The organism is Acinetobacter sp. COS3 (assembly GCF_000475335.1).
Lineage (GTDB): Bacteria > Pseudomonadota > Gammaproteobacteria > Pseudomonadales > Moraxellaceae > Acinetobacter > Acinetobacter venetianus.
The window spans coordinates 33904-53502 of sequence record NZ_AXCD01000026.1 but is presented as its reverse complement, the minus strand read 5'-3'; the positions used below and the strand labels follow the sequence as shown (position 1 = coordinate 53502).

At 40.0% G+C, this 19599-nt stretch carries 20 protein-coding genes; 7 read left to right on the top strand and 13 right to left on the bottom strand.

Annotated elements, in window-relative coordinates; translation table 11 throughout:
- Positions 1–28: 28 nt before the first annotated feature.
- Together lptG and lptF are read right to left on the bottom strand one after the other, a co-directional pair.
- Positions 29–1099, bottom strand: a complete 1071-nt coding sequence (lptG, locus tag IO68_RS27360; RefSeq protein ID WP_004876343.1) for an LPS export ABC transporter permease LptG — start codon at positions 1097–1099, stop codon at positions 29–31.
- A complete protein-coding gene (gene lptF / locus IO68_RS27355) occupies positions 1099–2199 on the bottom strand; it encodes an LPS export ABC transporter permease LptF (protein ID WP_007479792.1) in 1101 nt (366 codons plus the stop codon). The genes lptG and lptF overlap by 1 nt, the downstream gene beginning before the upstream one ends.
- A gap of 157 nt (positions 2200–2356) precedes the next feature.
- Here lptF and IO68_RS27350 point away from each other — a divergent pair, with 157 nt between their 5' ends.
- From IO68_RS27350 to IO68_RS27340, 3 genes are read left to right on the top strand one after another with little or no spacing between them, the layout of a single operon-like run.
- On the top strand, positions 2357–3805 hold the full coding sequence (locus IO68_RS27350) for a leucyl aminopeptidase (protein WP_023013638.1): 1449 nt from the start codon (positions 2357–2359) through the stop codon (positions 3803–3805).
- Between the two features lie 6 nt (positions 3806–3811).
- Positions 3812–4228: a DNA polymerase III subunit chi gene (locus tag IO68_RS27345; protein WP_007479790.1), complete on the top strand. Its 417-nt coding sequence runs from the start codon at positions 3812–3814 to the stop codon at positions 4226–4228.
- Between the two features lie 35 nt (positions 4229–4263).
- Complete coding sequence (locus IO68_RS27340; protein ID WP_023013637.1) at positions 4264–4890, top strand: hypothetical protein; 627 nt, start codon at positions 4264–4266, stop codon at positions 4888–4890.
- Between the two features lie 40 nt (positions 4891–4930).
- On the opposite strand, the gene IO68_RS27335 is transcribed toward IO68_RS27340, so the two are convergent.
- The 7 genes from IO68_RS27335 to glnK all read right to left on the bottom strand — a co-directional run bounded on the left by IO68_RS27335 (position 4931) and on the right by glnK (position 11793).
- Positions 4931–5590 carry a riboflavin synthase gene (locus IO68_RS27335; RefSeq protein WP_007479787.1) on the bottom strand — a complete coding sequence of 220 codons (660 nt, stop codon included), beginning with the start codon at positions 5588–5590 and terminating at the stop codon, positions 4931–4933.
- Positions 5591–5749: 159 nt separating this feature from the next.
- Positions 5750–6592, bottom strand: a complete 843-nt coding sequence (locus IO68_RS27330; protein WP_023013636.1) for an MIP/aquaporin family protein — start codon at positions 6590–6592, stop codon at positions 5750–5752.
- 396 nt (positions 6593–6988) lie between these two features.
- Positions 6989–8281 (bottom strand): DNA adenine methylase, encoded by a 1293-nt coding sequence (locus IO68_RS27325; RefSeq protein WP_023013635.1) that lies wholly within the window; start codon positions 8279–8281, stop codon positions 6989–6991.
- On the bottom strand, positions 8278–9378 hold the full coding sequence (ribD, locus tag IO68_RS27320; protein WP_023013634.1) for a bifunctional diaminohydroxyphosphoribosylaminopyrimidine deaminase/5-amino-6-(5-phosphoribosylamino)uracil reductase RibD: 1101 nt from the start codon (positions 9376–9378) through the stop codon (positions 8278–8280). The genes IO68_RS27325 and ribD overlap by 4 nt, the downstream gene beginning before the upstream one ends.
- Before the next feature lie 12 nt (positions 9379–9390).
- Positions 9391–9855: a transcriptional regulator NrdR gene (gene nrdR / locus IO68_RS27315; protein ID WP_004876323.1), complete on the bottom strand. Its 465-nt coding sequence runs from the start codon at positions 9853–9855 to the stop codon at positions 9391–9393.
- 124 nt (positions 9856–9979) lie between these two features.
- Positions 9980–11386 (bottom strand): ammonium transporter, encoded by a 1407-nt coding sequence (locus IO68_RS27310; RefSeq protein ID WP_004876320.1) that lies wholly within the window; start codon positions 11384–11386, stop codon positions 9980–9982.
- A 68-nt stretch (positions 11387–11454) separates the two neighbouring features.
- Complete coding sequence (gene glnK / locus IO68_RS27305) at positions 11455–11793, bottom strand: P-II family nitrogen regulator (RefSeq protein ID WP_000780326.1); 339 nt, start codon at positions 11791–11793, stop codon at positions 11455–11457.
- A gap of 275 nt (positions 11794–12068) precedes the next feature.
- On the opposite strand from glnK, the gene IO68_RS27300 reads away from it, so the two are divergent.
- A complete protein-coding gene (locus IO68_RS27300; protein WP_023013633.1) occupies positions 12069–12296 on the top strand; it encodes an accessory factor UbiK family protein in 228 nt (75 codons plus the stop codon).
- 69 nt (positions 12297–12365) lie between these two features.
- A complete protein-coding gene (locus tag IO68_RS27295; protein WP_023013632.1) occupies positions 12366–13853 on the top strand; it encodes a YifB family Mg chelatase-like AAA ATPase in 1488 nt (495 codons plus the stop codon).
- A 40-nt stretch (positions 13854–13893) separates the two neighbouring features.
- On the opposite strand, the gene IO68_RS27290 is transcribed toward IO68_RS27295, so the two are convergent.
- Together IO68_RS27290 and IO68_RS27285 are read right to left on the bottom strand one after the other, a co-directional pair.
- Positions 13894–14655 (bottom strand): TorF family putative porin, encoded by a 762-nt coding sequence (locus IO68_RS27290; protein WP_023013631.1) that lies wholly within the window; start codon positions 14653–14655, stop codon positions 13894–13896.
- 393 nt (positions 14656–15048) lie between these two features.
- Complete coding sequence (locus tag IO68_RS27285; protein WP_023013629.1) at positions 15049–15819, bottom strand: TorF family putative porin; 771 nt, start codon at positions 15817–15819, stop codon at positions 15049–15051.
- 742 nt (positions 15820–16561) lie between these two features.
- On the opposite strand from IO68_RS27285, the gene IO68_RS27280 reads away from it, so the two are divergent.
- Positions 16562–17890 carry an OprD family outer membrane porin gene (locus tag IO68_RS27280; protein WP_004876308.1) on the top strand — a complete coding sequence of 443 codons (1329 nt, stop codon included), beginning with the start codon at positions 16562–16564 and terminating at the stop codon, positions 17888–17890.
- A gap of 110 nt (positions 17891–18000) precedes the next feature.
- Here IO68_RS27280 and ppa read toward each other — a convergent pair whose 3' ends face one another.
- Positions 18001–18528, bottom strand: coding sequence for an inorganic diphosphatase (gene ppa, locus IO68_RS27275; protein ID WP_004876306.1), 528 nt, complete (start codon positions 18526–18528; stop codon positions 18001–18003).
- A 115-nt stretch (positions 18529–18643) separates the two neighbouring features.
- Positions 18644–19042 carry an MAPEG family protein gene (locus tag IO68_RS27270; protein ID WP_004876305.1) on the bottom strand — a complete coding sequence of 133 codons (399 nt, stop codon included), beginning with the start codon at positions 19040–19042 and terminating at the stop codon, positions 18644–18646.
- A 150-nt stretch (positions 19043–19192) separates the two neighbouring features.
- On the opposite strand from IO68_RS27270, the gene IO68_RS27265 reads away from it, so the two are divergent.
- Positions 19193–19585, top strand: coding sequence for a hypothetical protein (locus IO68_RS27265; protein ID WP_004876302.1), 393 nt, complete (start codon positions 19193–19195; stop codon positions 19583–19585).
- Positions 19586–19599: the final 14 nt, after the last annotated feature.

Sequence of the window (19599 nt, the reverse complement as noted above, 5' to 3'; positions counted from 1 at the left end):
ATGCTGAGGATAGAATTGTCAAATCAGTTTATCTTGCTCGATAAAGCAAATAACTGCCTACCCCAAACATCATCAGAATCGGCAATAACACAAACCACGCAGGCGAAGGTGCATACACTAAACTTGCATATCCCAAGAAATCTTGTAGATAGAAAAACCCAAGACCCGTGAACAAGGCAATAACCAAACGGAAGCCCATCGATTGTTGACGTAAAGGACCGAAAATAAACGAACAGGCGATTAATACCAAGGCAATCATGGCAAATGGAGATGAAACTTTCTGCCAAAAAGCCAACTCATAAGTTTTCGGCACTTGGCTATATTCTTTTAAATATTGCATGAAGCTAATCAGCTGACTTGGTGATAAATCATCTGGATCTAAAGTCACCATATGTACATATTTGGGTTGTAAAGCCAAACCAAGAGCTTGTTGCTCATGATCCGTTTTAATAGCGTTCCCTTGAGCCAGTAAATCAACCTGATGTGATTGCTCTAAATTCCACTGACCATCTTTAACAAATTGACCTTTATCCGCAGTGATAAAAGACTGTAAGCGGTAATTTTCATCAAAATCAATGGACTGAATATTACGCAATTGCCCTTGCGAGTTCGCATAATCAATATAGGTAAAGCGCTGACCTTCGCGTGACCAATACCCCTTGACCTCACCTAAAGTGGCAACACTACGTTGTTTCTTGATGCTTTGTGCTTTTTCATTGGTATAAGGGATCACCCACTCACTTAAGACAAAAGATAAAACAATCAATAAAAGTGCTGAACGCATAACCCAGCCAACGATACGCCACAGACTAATACCAATCGAGCGCATAACAATCAATTCACTGTTAGATGCTAAAGCACCCAACCCTAAAACTGAACCAATCAAAGCAGCAACAGGGAGAATCTCATATAAATAGCTTGGAGCACCCCACAACACATAGAGGAAAGCCTGCCATGCGTTATAGTTATCTTTGAGTGAACCCAATTCACCTAAATAGGTAAATAAAATCTGTAAAAATGACAAGACCAGCGTGGTTCCGAGCATCGCTAAAACCGTGGTTTTCACGACATGTTTGGCAACTATTCGACGTGCTAACATCACAACCCCACTCGCTGAATACTTTTCTTAATTTTTGGTGCTAACTTTTGTTTACGTGCAAAAATTGCCGCAGCAGTCGCATAAATTAGCAACGCCGCTGGATATGCCCAAACATCCAACTCACCTTTACTGATACGAGTCTTAATTGCGATCATCAATACAATTAAGCTGGCAAAAATAAAAATTGAAGGAATAAGACGATAATAACGACCTTGTCGAGGACTCACTTCAGACAACGCAACAGCTAACATTAATGCAACGACAATGACAAAAGGACCGAAAATTCGCCAACCTAATTCACTTCTAACAACTGAGTCATCACGTTTTTGCCACAACTTACTCATTGATAATGCTTCAACATCATCACTTTCAAATTTAACATCCTTATCATTTTCTAAACGTAAACGATAAGACTGAAATTCGGCTTGGGTATATTTCGGCTGATTTGGGTAGATCTCATAGCGGCGACCTTGCACCAAGTCAACTACGTTTGCCGTGTCGTTTGCCATTTCAACGCGCGTCGCTTCTTTTGCCAGAATCATGACATCTGGCTTATCTTCACGATCTGCTTTTTGATAATAGAAAATGTCTTTTAAGTTCTTTCGATCTTCTGAAAGAGAACCCGCATAAATTGTATAAGGACCAGAGGAAATAAACTCTCTCGGTCGAACTAAATCAAAACCCGCACGAACGGCTTGAGTTTGCATCAAATTTTCATAAGCACGTATGCCTGATGACGAACCCCAAAACATTAAAAATGACTGAACAAACAAATAAACCAAAGTCATCGGCAGCAATAATCTTGCTAATTGATTTCGACTGACCCCACTGCCATTCAAAACTGCCATTTCATGATCGACATACAGACGACCAAATACCAACATTAGACCAATAAAGAAACCTAATGGCAGAATCAAAGTTAAGAATTCTGGCAGACGATAAGCAATAATACTGAGCAGCACGCCAGCATCCAAACGACCTTGTGCAGCTCGTCCAAATATCTTGATTAACTGACCACCCATGATAATTAACGTGAGTAAGGCAGTCACAACCAGAGAGGTGGACACCACTTGTTTGACGAGGTAACGCCGAATAATCAAAGTAATGCTTCCAAAAATAGACCAATCGAGGGGTAGTGCTAGTTTACCCGAATGTTAAAAATATAAAACCTATCGCTTGTTGCGGATTGCAACCTCATATCTGAAAGTGTTTAATGGACTGATCTCCGTTTTTTATGCATTAGGTTTTATATAAACAATGAAATTTACCCTGCACACTAGCCTTCCAGCACAATCATCTAGTGAATCTTTATGGATTTTGGTTGATTCAGAACAACTACAACAAAATTTAAATTCATACCAAATCAAAGACCTAGAAGAATCTATTACTGCAACTCAATTCAAAGCAGGTTTTAATGAAAACTTAGCACTGATTGCAAAAATTGCTACACAACCAAATGCTCAAATCCTTGGATTGGGTAAAAGTAATGAGTTAAAAGCGATTAAATTAGCAAAACTCGCACAAACCATTATCAAATCATCACAAAATAAATTTAAACAAATTACTGTCGATTTATCTGCATTACCAACTGATTTACATCATTTGTTTGCACTTAGCTTCACTCAAGCTGCTTATGGTTATGATGAATTTAAGTCGAAAAAGAACGAATTTGTTTTAGAAACGATTGATCTCATCGCAAGCCAAACATCTTTAAATGAAGCGCAATTGAACTTGATCCATGCAGTACAGTCTGGCCAGAGCTACGCGCGTGATTTGGGTAACCGTCCAGGCAATATTTGCTTCCCAGAATATCTTGCAGATCAAGCACTCGCATTGGCAAAACAATACCCTGATTTACTTAAAGTCACCGTATTAGATGAGCAGCAAATGGCTGACCTTGGCATGTACGCATTTCTTGCCGTCAGCAAAGGTTCAGATCGTCCAGGTCGTATCGTTACACTAGAATATAATGCCAATACTGATCAAGCACCTGTTATCTTAGTGGGTAAAGGCGTAACTTTCGATACAGGTGGTATTTCGCTTAAACCTGGTGCTGGCATGGACGAGATGAAATTCGATATGTGCGGCGCTGCTTCCGTTCTCGGTACGATGCAAGCACTTTGTGAAGCAAAACTTCCAATTCATGTCGTAGGTGCAATTGCTGCTGCTGAAAATATGCCATCAGGCCATGCTACACGTCCGGGTGATATTGTCACAACGATGAGCGGTCAAACGGTTGAAATCCTAAATACCGATGCTGAAGGCCGCTTAGTACTGTGTGATACATTGACCTATATCAAACGCTTCAACCCTGCCCTTGTGATTGATATCGCAACTCTCACAGGTGCATGTGTTGTTGCACTTGGCAAAGTAGTGAGCGGCTTATTTACGCCTGATGATGAACTCGCTCAAGATCTACTCCAAGCTGGCGAACAATCACTTGACCGTGTATGGCGTATGCCAGTAATGGAAGAATACCAAGAACTACTCGATACGCCTTTTGCTGATATTGCCAATATCGGTGGACCACATGGTGGCGCGATTACAGCGGCTTGCTTCCTTGAACGCTTCACCCGTGAATACCGTTGGGCACACTTAGACGTTGCAGGTACAGCATGGTTATCAGGTGCAGCCAAAGGTGCAACAGGTCGTCCAGTTCCATTGCTCATGCAATTTTTAGCAAATCGTGCTCAGACTAATCACTAAGGTTTGATGTTAGTGAACCCGCAGATTAGTTTTTATCTCTTTGAAAATAGTACAGAACGGCAAGTCGAAAGTGCTTGCCGCCTATGTCGCAAAATTCTGAATCAGCATCCTCAAATCTGGTGGCATTGTATTGATTCAGAATTACAAACTGAACTCGACGAGAAACTTTGGACTTTCGACCAACTTAGTTTTATCCCACATGGTATTGATACGCCAAACAGTGCAGTTTGTATTTCCGCAGAACTTCCACCATCGAAAGATTGGATCGTGTTTAATTTTAACAATCATGCACTTGAACAAACTCAAGATTTTCGCCACATTATCGAGATTATTGAAAATAATGAGACTGCTAAGCAGATCGGGCGAGAAAAATTTAAATTGTATCGTCGTTTAGGCATTGAGCCTCGGACATTTAAATTATAAATCTGTATGAGATCAGATCATTTGAGGAGTATCGTGTGGCATTAAATGTAGGTCAGGACTTTAAGAAACGTTGGCTCAATACCCCTGAAGCTGTTCGTCAAACCTATCAGGAAGATCTAGCGCGCATCTGTGACCTGCTGCAACCACAAACATCAATTCAAACGTGGAAATTTGATGAGGAAAAGGCTCAACACATTTCGCAACAGCGTATTGAACAAGCCTATGCTGATCTCAAAGCAGAATTAATTGAACAAGCGCGCATTCGCAAGCAACTTGCACTTGAGAAAGCCTTAGAAGAGAAACGTGCCGCTGAAGCAGCGTATGCTGCCCAGCTCCATGCCGATGAAGCAAAGCAATTTGAGCAACAAACTGAAAACTTAGTGGCTTTACGCAATCATATTGATCAAGAAATTGCTCAACAAACTGAACGTTATCAACCAAACCCTGAGCAACCGAGTATCGACTTTGCGCAACCGCAACGTTTGGTTATTGACGATCAACAGATTTTATCTGAGTTAGAAAGTGTACGTGTACGCTTGGAACTGGAAGCAGAAAGCCTCATTGAACAGGCCGTCACTGTTTTCCGCGCCAAGTTGCATGCTCTAGCTCAAGATGAAATCGAATATATTCTAAAGAACAATGAATTCTCAGATGAAAAGTAATAAAAAGCCCAGTTTGAACTGGGCTTTTTATTCAGGTCTATTATTTTAAAAAACCATTTTCAGCTAAGAAAGCCATGCTGATATTGGATTCTGATTTCTGCTCTGCTGCTTTATCACCTAACAATAAGCGCTCAATATAACGAGCTAGCACATCAACTTCTAAATTCACTTTCGTACCCACTTGCCAAGTGCCGATATTGGTACGTTCTGCTGTATGTGGAATCAGATTTAAACTCAAAATATTGCCACGTAAATGATTAATCGTCAGGCTAATACCATCCACAGTCACTGAGCCTTTTTCTGCTAAATATTTAGCTAACTCAACAGGTGCTGTCACTTCAAAATATAATGAACGTGCATCTTCACGAACCAAAGTAATTTCACCCAAACCATCAACATGACCACTGACAATATGTCCGCCAAAACGCGTGGTTGGCAACATTGCCTTTTCCACATTCACAGCTTGGCCCACTTTCCACTGACCTAAAGTGGTTCGATTCAAACTTTCACGAGAAACATCTGCTGCATACCAGTTTGCACCCCATTCAATTACAGTCAAGCAGATCCCATTGGTTGCAATTGAATCACCCAAATGCACATCAGACATGTCTAAATCAGTTTGAATACGCAAGCGTACATCACCGCCCACACTTTGCAGGCTCTCAACCTTACCTAAACTTTCAATAATACCTGTAAACATGAGACTTATAACCTACCTTTATTCAAGTACGTGCTAGCGTGAATCAAATACCTTAAAACAAAGGACTAGAGATAACAAGCCACTCTTCGCTCAAATCTCCCTCTACAAAAAAAGGGCAATCCTTTGATCGCCCTTATAGATTTCATTAAAACCAGCTTATCAAGACTGCATTTCTGAAATTTGCTTTTCAGCATTTGATTTAGTTTCGACTTGATGGTTAACCAAGAAATGACTAAAAAATAATTTATATCCCAAAACACCCAAGCAAGCACCAACAATCGGAGCAATAATCGGAACGATAAAATAAGGAATATCCCGTCCACCCGTAAAAGCAATAGGACCCCAGCCTGAAAAATAAGCCACTATTTTCGGGCCAAAGTCACGCGCAGGATTCATTGCAAAGCCTGTCAATGGACCAAATGATGCACCAATAACCGCCACCAACAGACCCACTAACAGCGGAGCTAACGGACCACACGGCAAACCATTACCATCATCGCCAATCGCCATAATCAACCAAAGCAGCAACATGGTAATAAACATTTCAACCATGAACGCTTGCCCAATAGAAAGCAAATGATGAGGATAGGTTGAAAAAATTCCTGCCAACTCTAGACTTTCAACACTGCCACGAACCATATTATGACTTTGCTCATAATCGATAAATAGACTGCTATATAAGCTATAAACCAGAAGAGCACCTAAAGCAGCGCCAGCCACTTGGGAAATGATATAGAAAGGTACTTTGCGTTTATCAAAACCTGCAAATAAAGCCAATGCAATCGTCACAGCTGGGTTCAGATGCGCACCAGAAACACCTGCCGAGAGGTAGACAGCCAATGCAACAGCAAGGCCCCACACTAAGCTAATTTCCCACAACCCCAAACTTGCCCCTGCAAGTTTAAGTGCAGCAACCACACCAATACCAAATGATAGAAAAACTGCGGTAGCGAAAAACTCTGCTACACATTGCCCCAATAAGGTGGGTTCCGAGCGACTCATAACAACCTCTCTTGGTCATCGCTGCAAATAGGCAAGACCCTAAATTAAGGACGGCAAATTATATTTATTCTCTATTATGGTCAATATCATTTGGTAATTTTTTGAACGATTAGTAAAATTATTCTCTATAAAAAAATAAGATATGATTCTCTTTAAACCAAAACATCAAGGTTATTACAAACTACTGTTTTTAAATTAAAATTTAAAATAGAAGCGAGAATTAAAAGAAAATACCAAAATATTTTCCACACGAATTTTACGCGAAAAATGAGAGATTTTTATTATAAAAACAGATATTTATCTCATAAACCGATTTAGTTAATCTAATTAACCGATTTGCTAGAAATAGTTGATACGAAAACACCACTTTGATTGCTCGAAGTGGTGTTTTTCAAACTACCAAAGTGCAAGCTGAGTACTATTACCAGACGTATCAACTCCGCCTAATTCAGCAAAGTGATAAAGCTGCCCCAGTAATTGTCTTAACGGTGGGCCTGACTTCGCATGCGTATCCGTAATCACGATAAATTCCAATACACGTGCACGCTCAGATTGACGTTGCTTACTCACGCGATAACGAGGGACATCTTGGGTCAATAACGTGACTTTGCCACGCTTCAAATTGGCTGTCAGCAAATCCTTCGGCTCAATGTTTCCATCAGTCGAATAACTGGTCAATATATAGCGTGCGTTAATCGTATTTAATAATTTCTCATAAGCATCTTTAGCATGCTTTGATGAATTATATGGGCTTGGACGTTCTTTACGCCACGCACGATCAATACCACTCTTAAAGCCTTTGGTATCTGGAGGAGGTAAATCCACCTGATCCCATAGCGTTAAGGCATTCAATACATGGTAATTACTACTATAGGCATGTTGATTATACGGCGGATCAAGATAAGCAACATCAACCTCAAAACTACTCATTTGATTTGCTAAATGCTGTGCATCTACACACCACACTTCTGCGGCAGGACGCTTCATATCGCCCATTTCACAGAAACGACTTGGCGTTAACCACAATAAAGACTCGATGCGCTCTAAAGCAGTTTGTGTACGCCCGCCCCAGCCTTGGTGAAAACTTTTAAATACGCCACTGGTATTACTAACAAAACTTGCCGAATAAAGTAATGGTGCTAGTAACGCACTCATTTCAACATCGTTAATTGCACCTTGAGCTTGCCACGTTGCGATTTGCTGACGAATCGCATCAATACGCATGCCATTACGACGTTTGAAGAACAAGCGATCGCGCGCAGGATCATATACATCGTCATTTCTAGGACATAAATTATGTGTGACCCAACCTTTAACTTCAGGTAAACGATTTAAATAGTCAATCGCTTTTTGATAACCACCTAATTCTTTAAACGCTGGCGCATCCACTGAAGCTAAAATGGCATGATTCAATGCATGGCTATAAGGCTCCCAATCATTGGCAATCACACGATAACCATTTTGACGGGCCAAACGAGATACCACGCCACTTCCTGCAAAGAAATCCGCAAAAATCGGTGGGTTCTTTTTCTTACTATTCAGTGTTCCAGTGATTTCAAGTGCTTCAAGAATCAAATGTAGCAGACGACGCTTATTACCAAGATAAGGAACTAACTGATGAAAAAGATACTCGTCTGTCGTGCGTGCCGCATGACGACGTTTGTGATAAACCGATGGTTCTGGATTCATATCATCTCTTGGATAGGGAGCAATCTTAGGCGAATATCTTGCCCAAGTTGGGTTACATCGATTAACTCAAAGCGAAGCTGCTCAGCCATTTGGCTAAACTCAGCATTAAACATGGCGCGTGCTGTTTGACCAAGCAAAGTCGGCGCAACATAACTTATCATTTCATCAACTAAACCTTGCTGTAAAAAGGCTGTCGACAATGTTGCACCTGCCTCAACCAACACATCATAAATTTGATATTGTTGAGATAAGGTTTGTAATAACTGATTTAAAGGTTGCGGCGTTAATTGTATCACGCCTAATTCATCTAGTTCTTGGCGAAATGGTGTCATCACCATAACAGTTGCAGGATTCTGTAAAATTTTTGCAGAAAGCGGTAGTTGCCCCTGACGATCTAAGATAATCCGCTTAGGCTGAACGACACGTTCAAGGTCAATATTTTCTAAAGATCGCACATTCAGTTCACAGTCATCAGCGAGAACCGTTTGAATACCTGTAATCACAGCACCAGAGATCGCACGCCAATGCTGAACATCCTGACGAGCAGCTGTCCCCGTAATCCACTTTGATTCACCTGACGCCATTGCCGTCCTACCATCGAGGCTTGAAGCAATCTTCAAACGCACATAGGGCAGACCCGTCGCCATTGCCTTCAAAAAACCAAAATTCAATGTTTTTGCAATGTCTTCACAAATGCCCGTTTCAACCGCTATACCAGCATCCTGTAGGATTTTTACACCTTTACCAGCCACTAAAGGATTTGGATCAGCACATGCAACCACAACTTTTTTGACTTGTGCTTTGACTAAAGCTTCAGCACATGGCGGTGTTCTTCCATAATGCGCACATGGTTCTAACGTTACATAGGCTGTCGCATCTTTAGCATTCTCACCTGCTTGGCGTAATGCAAACACCTCAGCATGTGGTTGCCCTGCTTGAGGATGAAAACCTTCACCAATCAGTTGACCATCTTTAACAATGACACAGCCAACATTTGGATTAGGTTTTGTCGAATATTGTCCAAGTCGAGCGAGTTGTATTGCTCGTTGCATCCAATACTGATCTTGAGACAAGGAATCTTGATTTAACTCAGACATGGGTTCTCTAACTTAAGCTTCGTTTTCGCGTTGTTGCATTTGTTCAATTTGATGACGGAATGCTTCGACATCTTGGAAATCTTGATAGACAGAAGCAAATCGGACATAAGCAACGTGATCCAGTGCAAATAAAGCTTGCATGACGATTTCACCGATCGTTCTGGATTTCACATCTCGCTCACCCAAACGTCGAATTTGTGACTGGATATCACTGAGTACTGTTTCAATCTGCTCTTGTGTAACTGGACGTTTTTGTAATGCGTGCATCAATGATCGACGTAGCTTTGCCTCATCAAATGGTTCGTTTTTACCATCGGATTTGATCACACGAGGCATTACCATTTCATAACTTTCAAAGGTCGTGAAACGTTCACCACAAACTGTACATTCACGGCGACGACGAATCTGGCACCCTTCGGCAGCCAGACGAGAGTCAATGACTTTACTATCAGCAGCGTTACAAAAAGGACAATGCATAATTTTGCGATTATTTACTCACTTTGCTTAAGTGTAGCAAAGTTTATGCAAATGCTGAACTAGCTCACCCCATGCATAAAAAAACAGCCCATGAGGGCTGTTTTTTTAGATGATCTATAATCGATTATTCGATACGTTCGCCATGTTGGCTAAGGTCAAGACCCATACGTTCATCATCAGCGCTTACACGGATACCCATCACTAAATCAATCACTTTAAGGATAATGAAGGTTACAACACCGCTATATACGATTGTCGCCAATACACCTTCAACTTGAACCCATAATTGACCAGCAAATGTTGGAGCAAGTGCAACTTCAGCAGCTTTGATGATTTCATCGCTGTAGAACACACCTGTAAGAACCGCACCAACGATACCACCAACAGCATGTAAACCGAATGCGTCCAAAGCGTCATCTGCTTTAAGGAAGCGTTTCAATGCTGTAATACCCCAGAAGCAAACTACACCACCGATTAAGCCCATGATTAAAGCACCGCCTACACCGACAAAACCAGCAGCAGGTGTAATCACAACCAAACCAGCAACCGCACCAGAAGCACCACCTAAAACAGATGCTTTACCACGAATTACACGTTCTACGATTAACCAAGAGAATGCAGCAGCGGCAGCAGCAACTTGTGTTACTAAAATCGCCATACTTGCACGAGCACCAGCACCTAACGCACTACCACCGTTAAAGCCGAACCAACCTACCCAGATCAAGCTTGCACCGATAACAGTAAGAGTAAGATTGTGTGGCGCCATTGATTCACGGCCTAAACCAGTACGTTTACCCAACATGTATGCTGCAACTAAACCAGCAACACCCGCGTTGATATGTACAACTGTACCACCAGCGAAATCTAATGCACCTGCTTGGAATAACCAACCATCAGCTGCCCATACCCAGTGAGTAATTGGTGCGTATACCAATATCACCCATACTGCGATGAAAACCATGAACGCTGAATACTTCATACGATCTGCAATTGAACCACTGATAATCGCTACAGTGATGATCGCAAATGTCATTTGGAAAATAACAAATAAGCTTTCAGGAATCGTTCCACTCAAGGCATCAAATGCGACCCCATTCAACATTGCCTTGGCAAGGTCGCCAACATATGCGCCTGAACCAGAGAATGCGAGTGAATAACCTACGATTACCCAAATTAAACTAACTAAAATTGCCGCAGAAAGGCTGAACATCATAGTGCTTAGAACGTTTTTCTTACGAACCATACCACCGTAGAAGAGAGCCAAACCAGGAATAGTCATCAACAGAACGAGTGCTGTTGAAACGAGAATCCAAGCTGTGTCGCCTGTGTCTACTGTCGCCTCAGCCGCTGGAGCAGCTTCTTCAGGAGCTGGTGCTTCTACTGCAACGACTTCTGTAGTTGCAGCGCCAGTATCAGCAACTGCTACAGTTTGTTCAGTGACTGGAGTTGATGCAGCATCTTCTGCCCAAACAACAGCTGAACCACCTAAGAGTGCGCCAGATAGACTGAGCGCCATAAGCATTTTTTTCATTCGTGTCCCCCAACCTTATTTTGTGAGCTATTTCTCTTAATTTCTAACTCAGCAAACTTTATGCCAATTTAGACAGCATCTGGCCCAGTTTCACCAGTACGAATACGGATAACCTGCTCTAAATTCGTGACAAAGATTTTCCCATCACCAATTTTGCCTGTGCTTGCGACACGAGTAATCGATTCAATGACTGCATCAACCATTTCATCGCTAATTGCAATTTCAATTTTTACTTTCGGTAAGAAATCAACAACATACTCTGCACCACGATACAGTTCAGTATGACCTTTTTGACGTCCGAAACCTTTGACTTCAGTTACGGTAATCCCTTGAACACCAATATCAGAGAGTGCTTCACGCACATCATCTAATTTGAATGGTTTTACAATTGCAGTTACAAGCTTCATGTTTGTTTTCCTTCGGCTTATTTTCACCAGTAAGGTTTTATGTTCAATTTTCATGCCAATATTTAAAGGTTGGGGATTTTTAAATACTTGGCATAAGCTTTCTTTATAACCTATTTAGGCTTTAAGATGTAGACATACAATCGAAAATAAGTTTCATTTGCCAAAGTTTAGCGATATTTCTAAGTTATCTATCGCGCTTGATTCAACAGCGCTAGAGGATTAATACAAGCAGTGATACACTGAGCAGCAAATATACATAACCTATTGAGCTCTTTATGATTGAAACTCTTTTACAAGCAATTTTGCAGCAAGTTGATCAACCAAAAAAAGATTTAGAAAAAAACCTACGTGCCCTTTTAAATGAAAGCATCGAAAAATTTGATCTCGTATCAAAGCAAGAGCTAGAACGTCAAAGAACTGCCCTTAATTCAGCCAATCAACGCTTAAATGAATTACAACAACAAATGAAGTCACTTGAAGAAATGGTGCAGAACAAAAAATAAGCACCAACACAGTGCAAATTAAACCCTAAAGTGACTAAAAATAAAGCACCATGATGGAACAATAATAAAATGTCTTTTGCAAAAATCTATACGCGGGGATTATTGGGGCTGAATGCGCCTCAAATCGAGGTTGAAGTCCATATTAGCTCAGGGCTTCCATCTCTAACAATTGTCGGACTTCCAGAAGCCGCAGTCAGAGAAAGTAAAGATCGAGTCCGCTCAGCTATTATTAATAGTGGTTTTCAGTTTCCAACCAAGCGCTTAACAATCAATTTAGCACCTGCAGACTTACCCAAAGATGGCTCTCGACTCGATTTACCTATCGCACTTGGCATCCTCGTTGCCTCAGGTCAACTACCTGAAAACTGCACTGAAGGATTTGAATTTATTGGTGAACTTGCACTAGATGGGCACTTAAGACCAGTGTCAGGTACTGTAACAATTGCCATGGCATGCCAACAAGCTCAACATCGCCTATTACTACCAATATCAAATGTAGAAGAAGCCAATCAGTTACCAAACTTTGAGGTTTATGCGGCACAACATCTGCAAAATGTTTGTGCACATTTTTTGGGCAACTCTAAGATAGAAGCCGCACCACAAAGAACAGAAACCACTTCTGCTGGCTATCAACTCGATCTTGCCGATGTAAAAGGACAATTGCGTCCTCGTCGAGCGCTTGAAATTGCAGCTGCGGGAGGACATTCACTATTATTTAAAGGGCCTCCAGGTACAGGGAAAACCTTACTCGCATCAAGATTACCCTCAATTTTGCCACCCTTAGCTGCCCATGAAAATTTAGAAGTCGCAAGTATCTATTCGGTTGCAAATGCCCAACATACCTTTGGACAACGTCCATTTCGCGCCCCGCACCACACAGCATCAGCCATCGCATTGGTGGGTGGCGGTTCACAGCCAAAACCGGGTGAAATTACCCTTGCACATTTAGGTGTCTTATTTCTAGATGAGTTACCTGAGTTTGATCGAAAAGTGCTGGAAGTGCTGCGTCAGCCTTTAGAGTCCAAAGAAATTGTGATTTCACGCGCAGCAAGACAAATGACTTTTCCTGCAAATTTCCAGTTCATTGCTGCAATGAACCCTTGCCCTTGTGGTTACGCATTCAACCAAGATAGTCGCTGTCAATGCTCACCAGAAAGTATTCAGCGTTATCAAAATCGGATTTCTGGCCCTTTGCTGGATCGAATTGATTTACATATTGATGTTCCACCTTTGCAAGCCACTGAATTACAAGATCGAGCAGTAACTGAAAACTCTGAAACAGTGCGACAACGTGTGATTAAAGCCTATCAACAACAACTGCAAAGACAGCAGTGTTTAAATCAAGCGTTATCACCGAACTTATTAGAGCAATATGCGCTACTTGATGACAGCTCAACAAAAATCATGGCAATGGCTCAACAACGTCTGAATCTCTCAGCTCGTGCTTATCATCGGGTTTTACGTGTCGCACGAACCATTGCTGATTTATCTGAGAGTGAAATGATTTCTAGCTCACATTTAACAGAAGCATTGTCCTACCGAGGTCATCAGGCATAAAAAAAGCGACCATATTGGTCGCTTTTCATTATTGTTATTATTAAAAAGCGTAAGCTAATCCTAAAACCACTTTATTTTTTTGTTTGATATCAGAACGATCATAGCCTCCTAAAATATAATCGAGACTCCAGTTAGCACCTGTATCACCTAAAGCATGAGATAGACCTAATGTCGCATGACGGAAAGCAAAACTATGCTCTGTTTTTGCAGTAAACTCATCATCATCGCCATAATAATAGGCACCCAGTTGTGCTTTACCCGTAAAACCAGCAGGCAATGCAGGCGCATACGTCGCGAGGAAATAAGTATCTCCTTTATTACCAAAAGTAACGTTGTTTAATAAAGTTTGTGCCGTCACACCAAAGTCTTTATAACTTAGACCAACAATGGTTTCGTAACCTGTAGACTCCCATCCTGGATAGTAATAATAAATCGTCCCACCCACTTGATAGCCTAGATCTTCGGTAATATTGCCCTTATAGCCAGCATAAAAATCACTTTCAAAAGAATCTCTCGCATCGACATCTTTACAGTCAGGATTTAGACAAGCATAAGAATAATCTAGTGTTGAAAACCAATAACCTGCATAAAAACCCTTGTGGCTATAATCCAATCCACCTTGTACAGCTGCACCGCTATTTTCTGGAGAGTTAGTAATACCACGCAAGTTATAGCTCGATATCACACTGATATTTCCAGAAACTGTTCCCGGAAATGGTAGCTTACTCTCTTCAGCCATTGTTAAAGTTGATGTTAATGTTGCAACACTTAAAGCTAATGCCTTGACTGCAAATTTCATCATATTGATCTCCCCCTAGATTTAGATATTCAACAGATTTCTGTTTAAAATTGCATCAATATGTAATTAGCAATTGCTGTGCCAACATTAAAAAAAGATTAAAAATAAATAATATCTTATATTTAACAGAAACTTGAATAAAACAAAGAGACTAAATAGCTATTCTCCAGTCTTTTATCATGATGCGGTTTTTATACATGCAACCAAACTAGGGCGAACCTGCTCTTTTTAGCGCATAAAGTCACGACCTTAAATATTATGGCAGAAAATGAAATATTCACGCCTGCAATCAAGACATTCCAAGATAGTTATAAAGAAAATGAAACTAATATTTTTTTAATTATGCACCGCACAAAAAAGCCAGCATTTCAGCTGGCTTTTCAGTTTTCTAAATAATTAGAATGTTTTATTTAATGTAAATACTGCACCCGTTTCTACACCGCGTTTGTAAGGTTGCATATCAGCATCAATATTTGTACCTACAGCAGCAAGTTCAGCTGAGAAATCAGGAATAGATTTGAAGCTATAAGTTACGCCAACTTTCCAATCAACGTAGTTGTCATCTTTACTGCCATTATCACTGAAGTCATAGTTATCCGCTGTTGTATAACCAATACTTGCGACACCACCAAAACCTGTGTCAGCAAAAGGTACTGAATACGTTGCGTTTAAATACCAAGCATCTTCATCCAAACCAAAGAAATCATTTGTATAATTAACACTTGCTAATAAGCTATCGCCAGAAGCAATAACATCACTGAAACCTAATTTAGCGTATAGCTCAAGCCAGTTGAAATCTGACGCACTTGGATAGCCGTAGTACCATAAACCAACATCTAAAGTTGGCTTGCCAGCAAAAGGCAATTCAGTTGTATAACCAATATATGGATCTAATTCTAAGTGCGGGTCAGCTGAACCAAAGTTTACATTTGAACCCCATACACCAGCATATAAACCAGAAGAATGAGATAATGCAAAACCACCTTGTACTGCTGGATCACTTTGAGTTTGAGTCATACCACGATAGCGATAATCTGTGGTTAATGCAGCATTTCCTGAAAAGCTAAGTCCGTACTGAGATAATGTTGTTGTTTCTTCAGCCATAGCAAAAGATGAAGTTACAGCAATGATACTCATCGCGATTGCTTTACATGCAAATTTCATCATATTGATCTCCCCCATGATGGATATTCGACTGATTTATGTTTTAAATTGCATCACGTTTGTAATTAGCAAATGCTGTGCCAACTTTTAAAAACCCTGATCAAATCTAAGTCTTGTGCTATAAAAGTGCCAAACTTATAGAAGCAGTGCGCTTTTAATGCTCCCTTAACTCAATATCATGATTATTTTTGATCAATTTCGACGCACCACAAAAAAACAGACCATTTTTTGCACAAAAACAATGCAAAATAAAAATTTAGCTTCACTCAGAGTATTTAAAATACAACTGTTCTAGCGATTAAGACCAAAGTGATCAAAAAAAGTGCATATTAAAAAACTTAAACAAAACTGAACAAACTGTTTATTTTTCATCCTCAACAATTTGCCATTCATCGGGATGTCATTTTTTGCAAATCAGCAGAATAATTTTCAATCAAAGAAAAAATAAATACTTAAATATAAAGAAGAAAAACTTGAACAAATCACGTATTTTTGTAGAAATAAATCAAAAAACAACCAGCATAAATTACATTCAACATAATGTTAAATATAGATAATATTCAATATCTTAATTTTAATTAGCTTGCTTTTTAAACAAGAAATAAATCATAAAATCATATATGTATTTTATTTAAAAATAATTAAAATTTTTTAATAAAAATCTATCTTTTTTATGTATAACTTATACAATTGGTCAAAATTTCGGTTTTGATCGAAATTTATTTTTTTATTTATGAGGCTACCTATGCCAAAGGCAAAAAAACTTACATTGGCGGTTTTGATTAATGCCGCATTGATCTCCTCAACATATGCAAGCGAACAAAGCGAAGCAAAAGGATTTGTTGAAGATGCCAAAGGGAATATTTTATTCCGTACTGGTTATTTAAGTCGTGACAAGAAAAATGGTGTCGAAGACACTAGCTCATATGCTCAGACGGCGATGGTAAAACTTGAATCAGGTTTTACTCAAGGTTTTGTCGGCTTTGGTGCTGGTATTATTGGCGATGCTTCTTTCAAGTTAGGCTCAAACAATAATGCTGGTAACGGTATGATCCCTAAACACCCAGATGGTTCAGCTTATGACCATTGGGCTCGTGGTGGTGGTTTTGTTAAAGCACGCGTTTCTAACACAACTGCAACTTACGGTACTCAGATCTTAGATCTTCCTGTACTTGCAAGTAACACTGCACGTTTAGTTCCTGAATATTTCGAAGGTGTTCTTGTGAACAGCCGCGAAATCGATGGTCTAGAACTTACTGCTGGTAAATTTACGAAGAATCAATATTCTGACCAAATTAAATCTGACGGTAACGAATTAGATAGCGCTGTTGTTTGGGGTGCGAAATACAAAGTAAATGATCAGATTAATACCTCTTATTATGGTACTGATATCAAAGATCGTTTAGAGCGTCATTACGCAAACGTAAACTATAAACAAGCTTTAGCGAACAACAGCTCATTAACTTATGATTTCAGTGGTTACCATACTGATTGGGATCGTAAAGCAAATGATAGCTTATATTCGTATATCGGTTCTGTAGACGATAAATTCCAAAACTCTATTTGGGCAATCTCTACAACATATAATACTGGCCCACATACAGTGATGGTTGCATACCAACAAAACAGTGGTAATGCTGGTTACGACTATGGTCTTGGTAAAGGCGTAGGTGACGGTCACCAAACGATTTACATGCCAAACTCATACCTTTCTGACTTTATCGGTAACGATGAAAAATCAGCTCAGCTTCAATACAGCCTTGATTTTGGTAGCTTCGGCGTACCAGGCTTAAGCTGGACAACAGCATTTGTCTACGGCTGGGATATCGACACAAACGCAGCAGTTAAAAATGCTGGTGGCGATGTAATTGGTCGTGTACGTACAGCAGACAATGCAACTGAGCGTGAATTCTTCAACCAAGTGAAGTACACAGTTCAATCTGGTTTTGCTAAAGATGCAAGCTTACGTTTACGTCACTCTTATTACCGTGCAAGCGATGAATACCAATCTGGTTACATCGGCGATACGAATGAATGGCGTATCTGGCTCGATATTCCTGTGAAATTATTCTAATTCGCAGTCGATTTCATCGAGTTATAAAAAAACCTCCATTCATTGAATGGAGGTTTTTTTATCGACCAGATTAGATTTTATAATCTATAAAACCTCATTAAATCGTTTTATTACTTCTTCGCAGCTTCGATTGCTTTAAGTACTTCTGCTTTAGCAACATCAGCACCTTCCCAACCACTGATTTTTACCCACTTACCAGGTTCTAAGTCTTTGTAATGAGCAAAGAAATGTTCAACTTGGCTGATCAATAATTGTGGAAGATCAGTATATTCTTGAACATCTTTGTAAAGTGGAGATAATTTTTCGTGTGGAACAGCGATTAATTTCGCATCGATACCACCATCATCTTCCATTTTTAATTTACCCACTGGGCGGCAACGGATTACAGAGCCAGCAGCAACAGGATGTGGAGTTACAACAAGCACGTCTAATGGGTCACCATCTTCAGACAATGTATTTGGTACATAACCATAGTTTGCTGGGTAGAACATTGCTGTACCCATGAAACGGTCTACAAATAATGCATCTGAATCTTTGTCGATTTCGTATTTAATCGGCGCTGCGTTTGCAGGGATTTCAATGATGACATAGATGTCGTTTGGTGCGTCTTTACCCGCAGGAATATTGCTATAACTCATATCAACACTCGTATATATTGTGAAGTCAGATGTAAATCGGACAGATTATAACGTGAATACAATAAAAATGATGCTAGATAAACTGAGAGCTAGCGTTTTTTATCCCTAGCATGTCTCATATCATTTTGATGGTAATCACAAATAGGAAAATTGGACAAAGCAGCGAAAAAAACCAAATAATGGAACGCAAAGTCGCTAGATTTGCTAAATAACAAATCCCGTAGATCACTCGAAATACGATATATGCCCAACCTAGAGTCAGAATGAACCACTCTGGTATGACCATATATTCTGCCATTAAAATTGCAGCAATAAATAGCGGTAAGCTTTCAAAGCTATTTTGCTGTACAGCATTCGCTCTTGCCGCTAAACCTGTCGTTTTGGCCAAAAAATCTCGAGGATTTTGATTGTCTTGCGCTTGGAAACCACCTTTTGATTTTGCAATCAAGGTAAAAACATACGGCAACAAACATGCGACGATAATAATCAAAATAATGCCGCTAATACCTTGCATGCTGACATCCATCATTTGAAGTTCTTCTGATCATGCTATCATAACTTACAATTTATTGAACTTTCATTTGCGCTTGTTCAACAAGCGTTTCTTTTACACAGCAAGTTTGTGCAAAAGTTGTGTCTTTTCATACTGTTTTAAGGTCATTCTATGCAACAGCAAGATCATAAAGAAATGTTTGATGTGCTTGCACAACAACGCCAACATCAGCTTTTGGTTGATCGTGTACTCAAAGTCGTTTTGCCTATTGTCGCCTTTCTGCTGAGTGTGATTTGTGCAAATCTGAATTGGCAATCGACACTCGGCACTTTTGTGATCCTCACCATCGCTTTCTATGCAGTTGGCATTTATCGTTTGACGCTTTGGCATTGGTTAACTGTGATTGCCATCTATGCTGTTGTAGATAATTATTTTAGTTTTAATGGCATTGATCCAACTCGATTACGCTTTCAATTGGCCACTATGCTGGTTTTTGTCGGCATTGTAGGGATTGGTCGTCCTTATATTGACCGATGGCTTATGAAATCGAATAACCCAAAATAAAAATAAAATAAAAA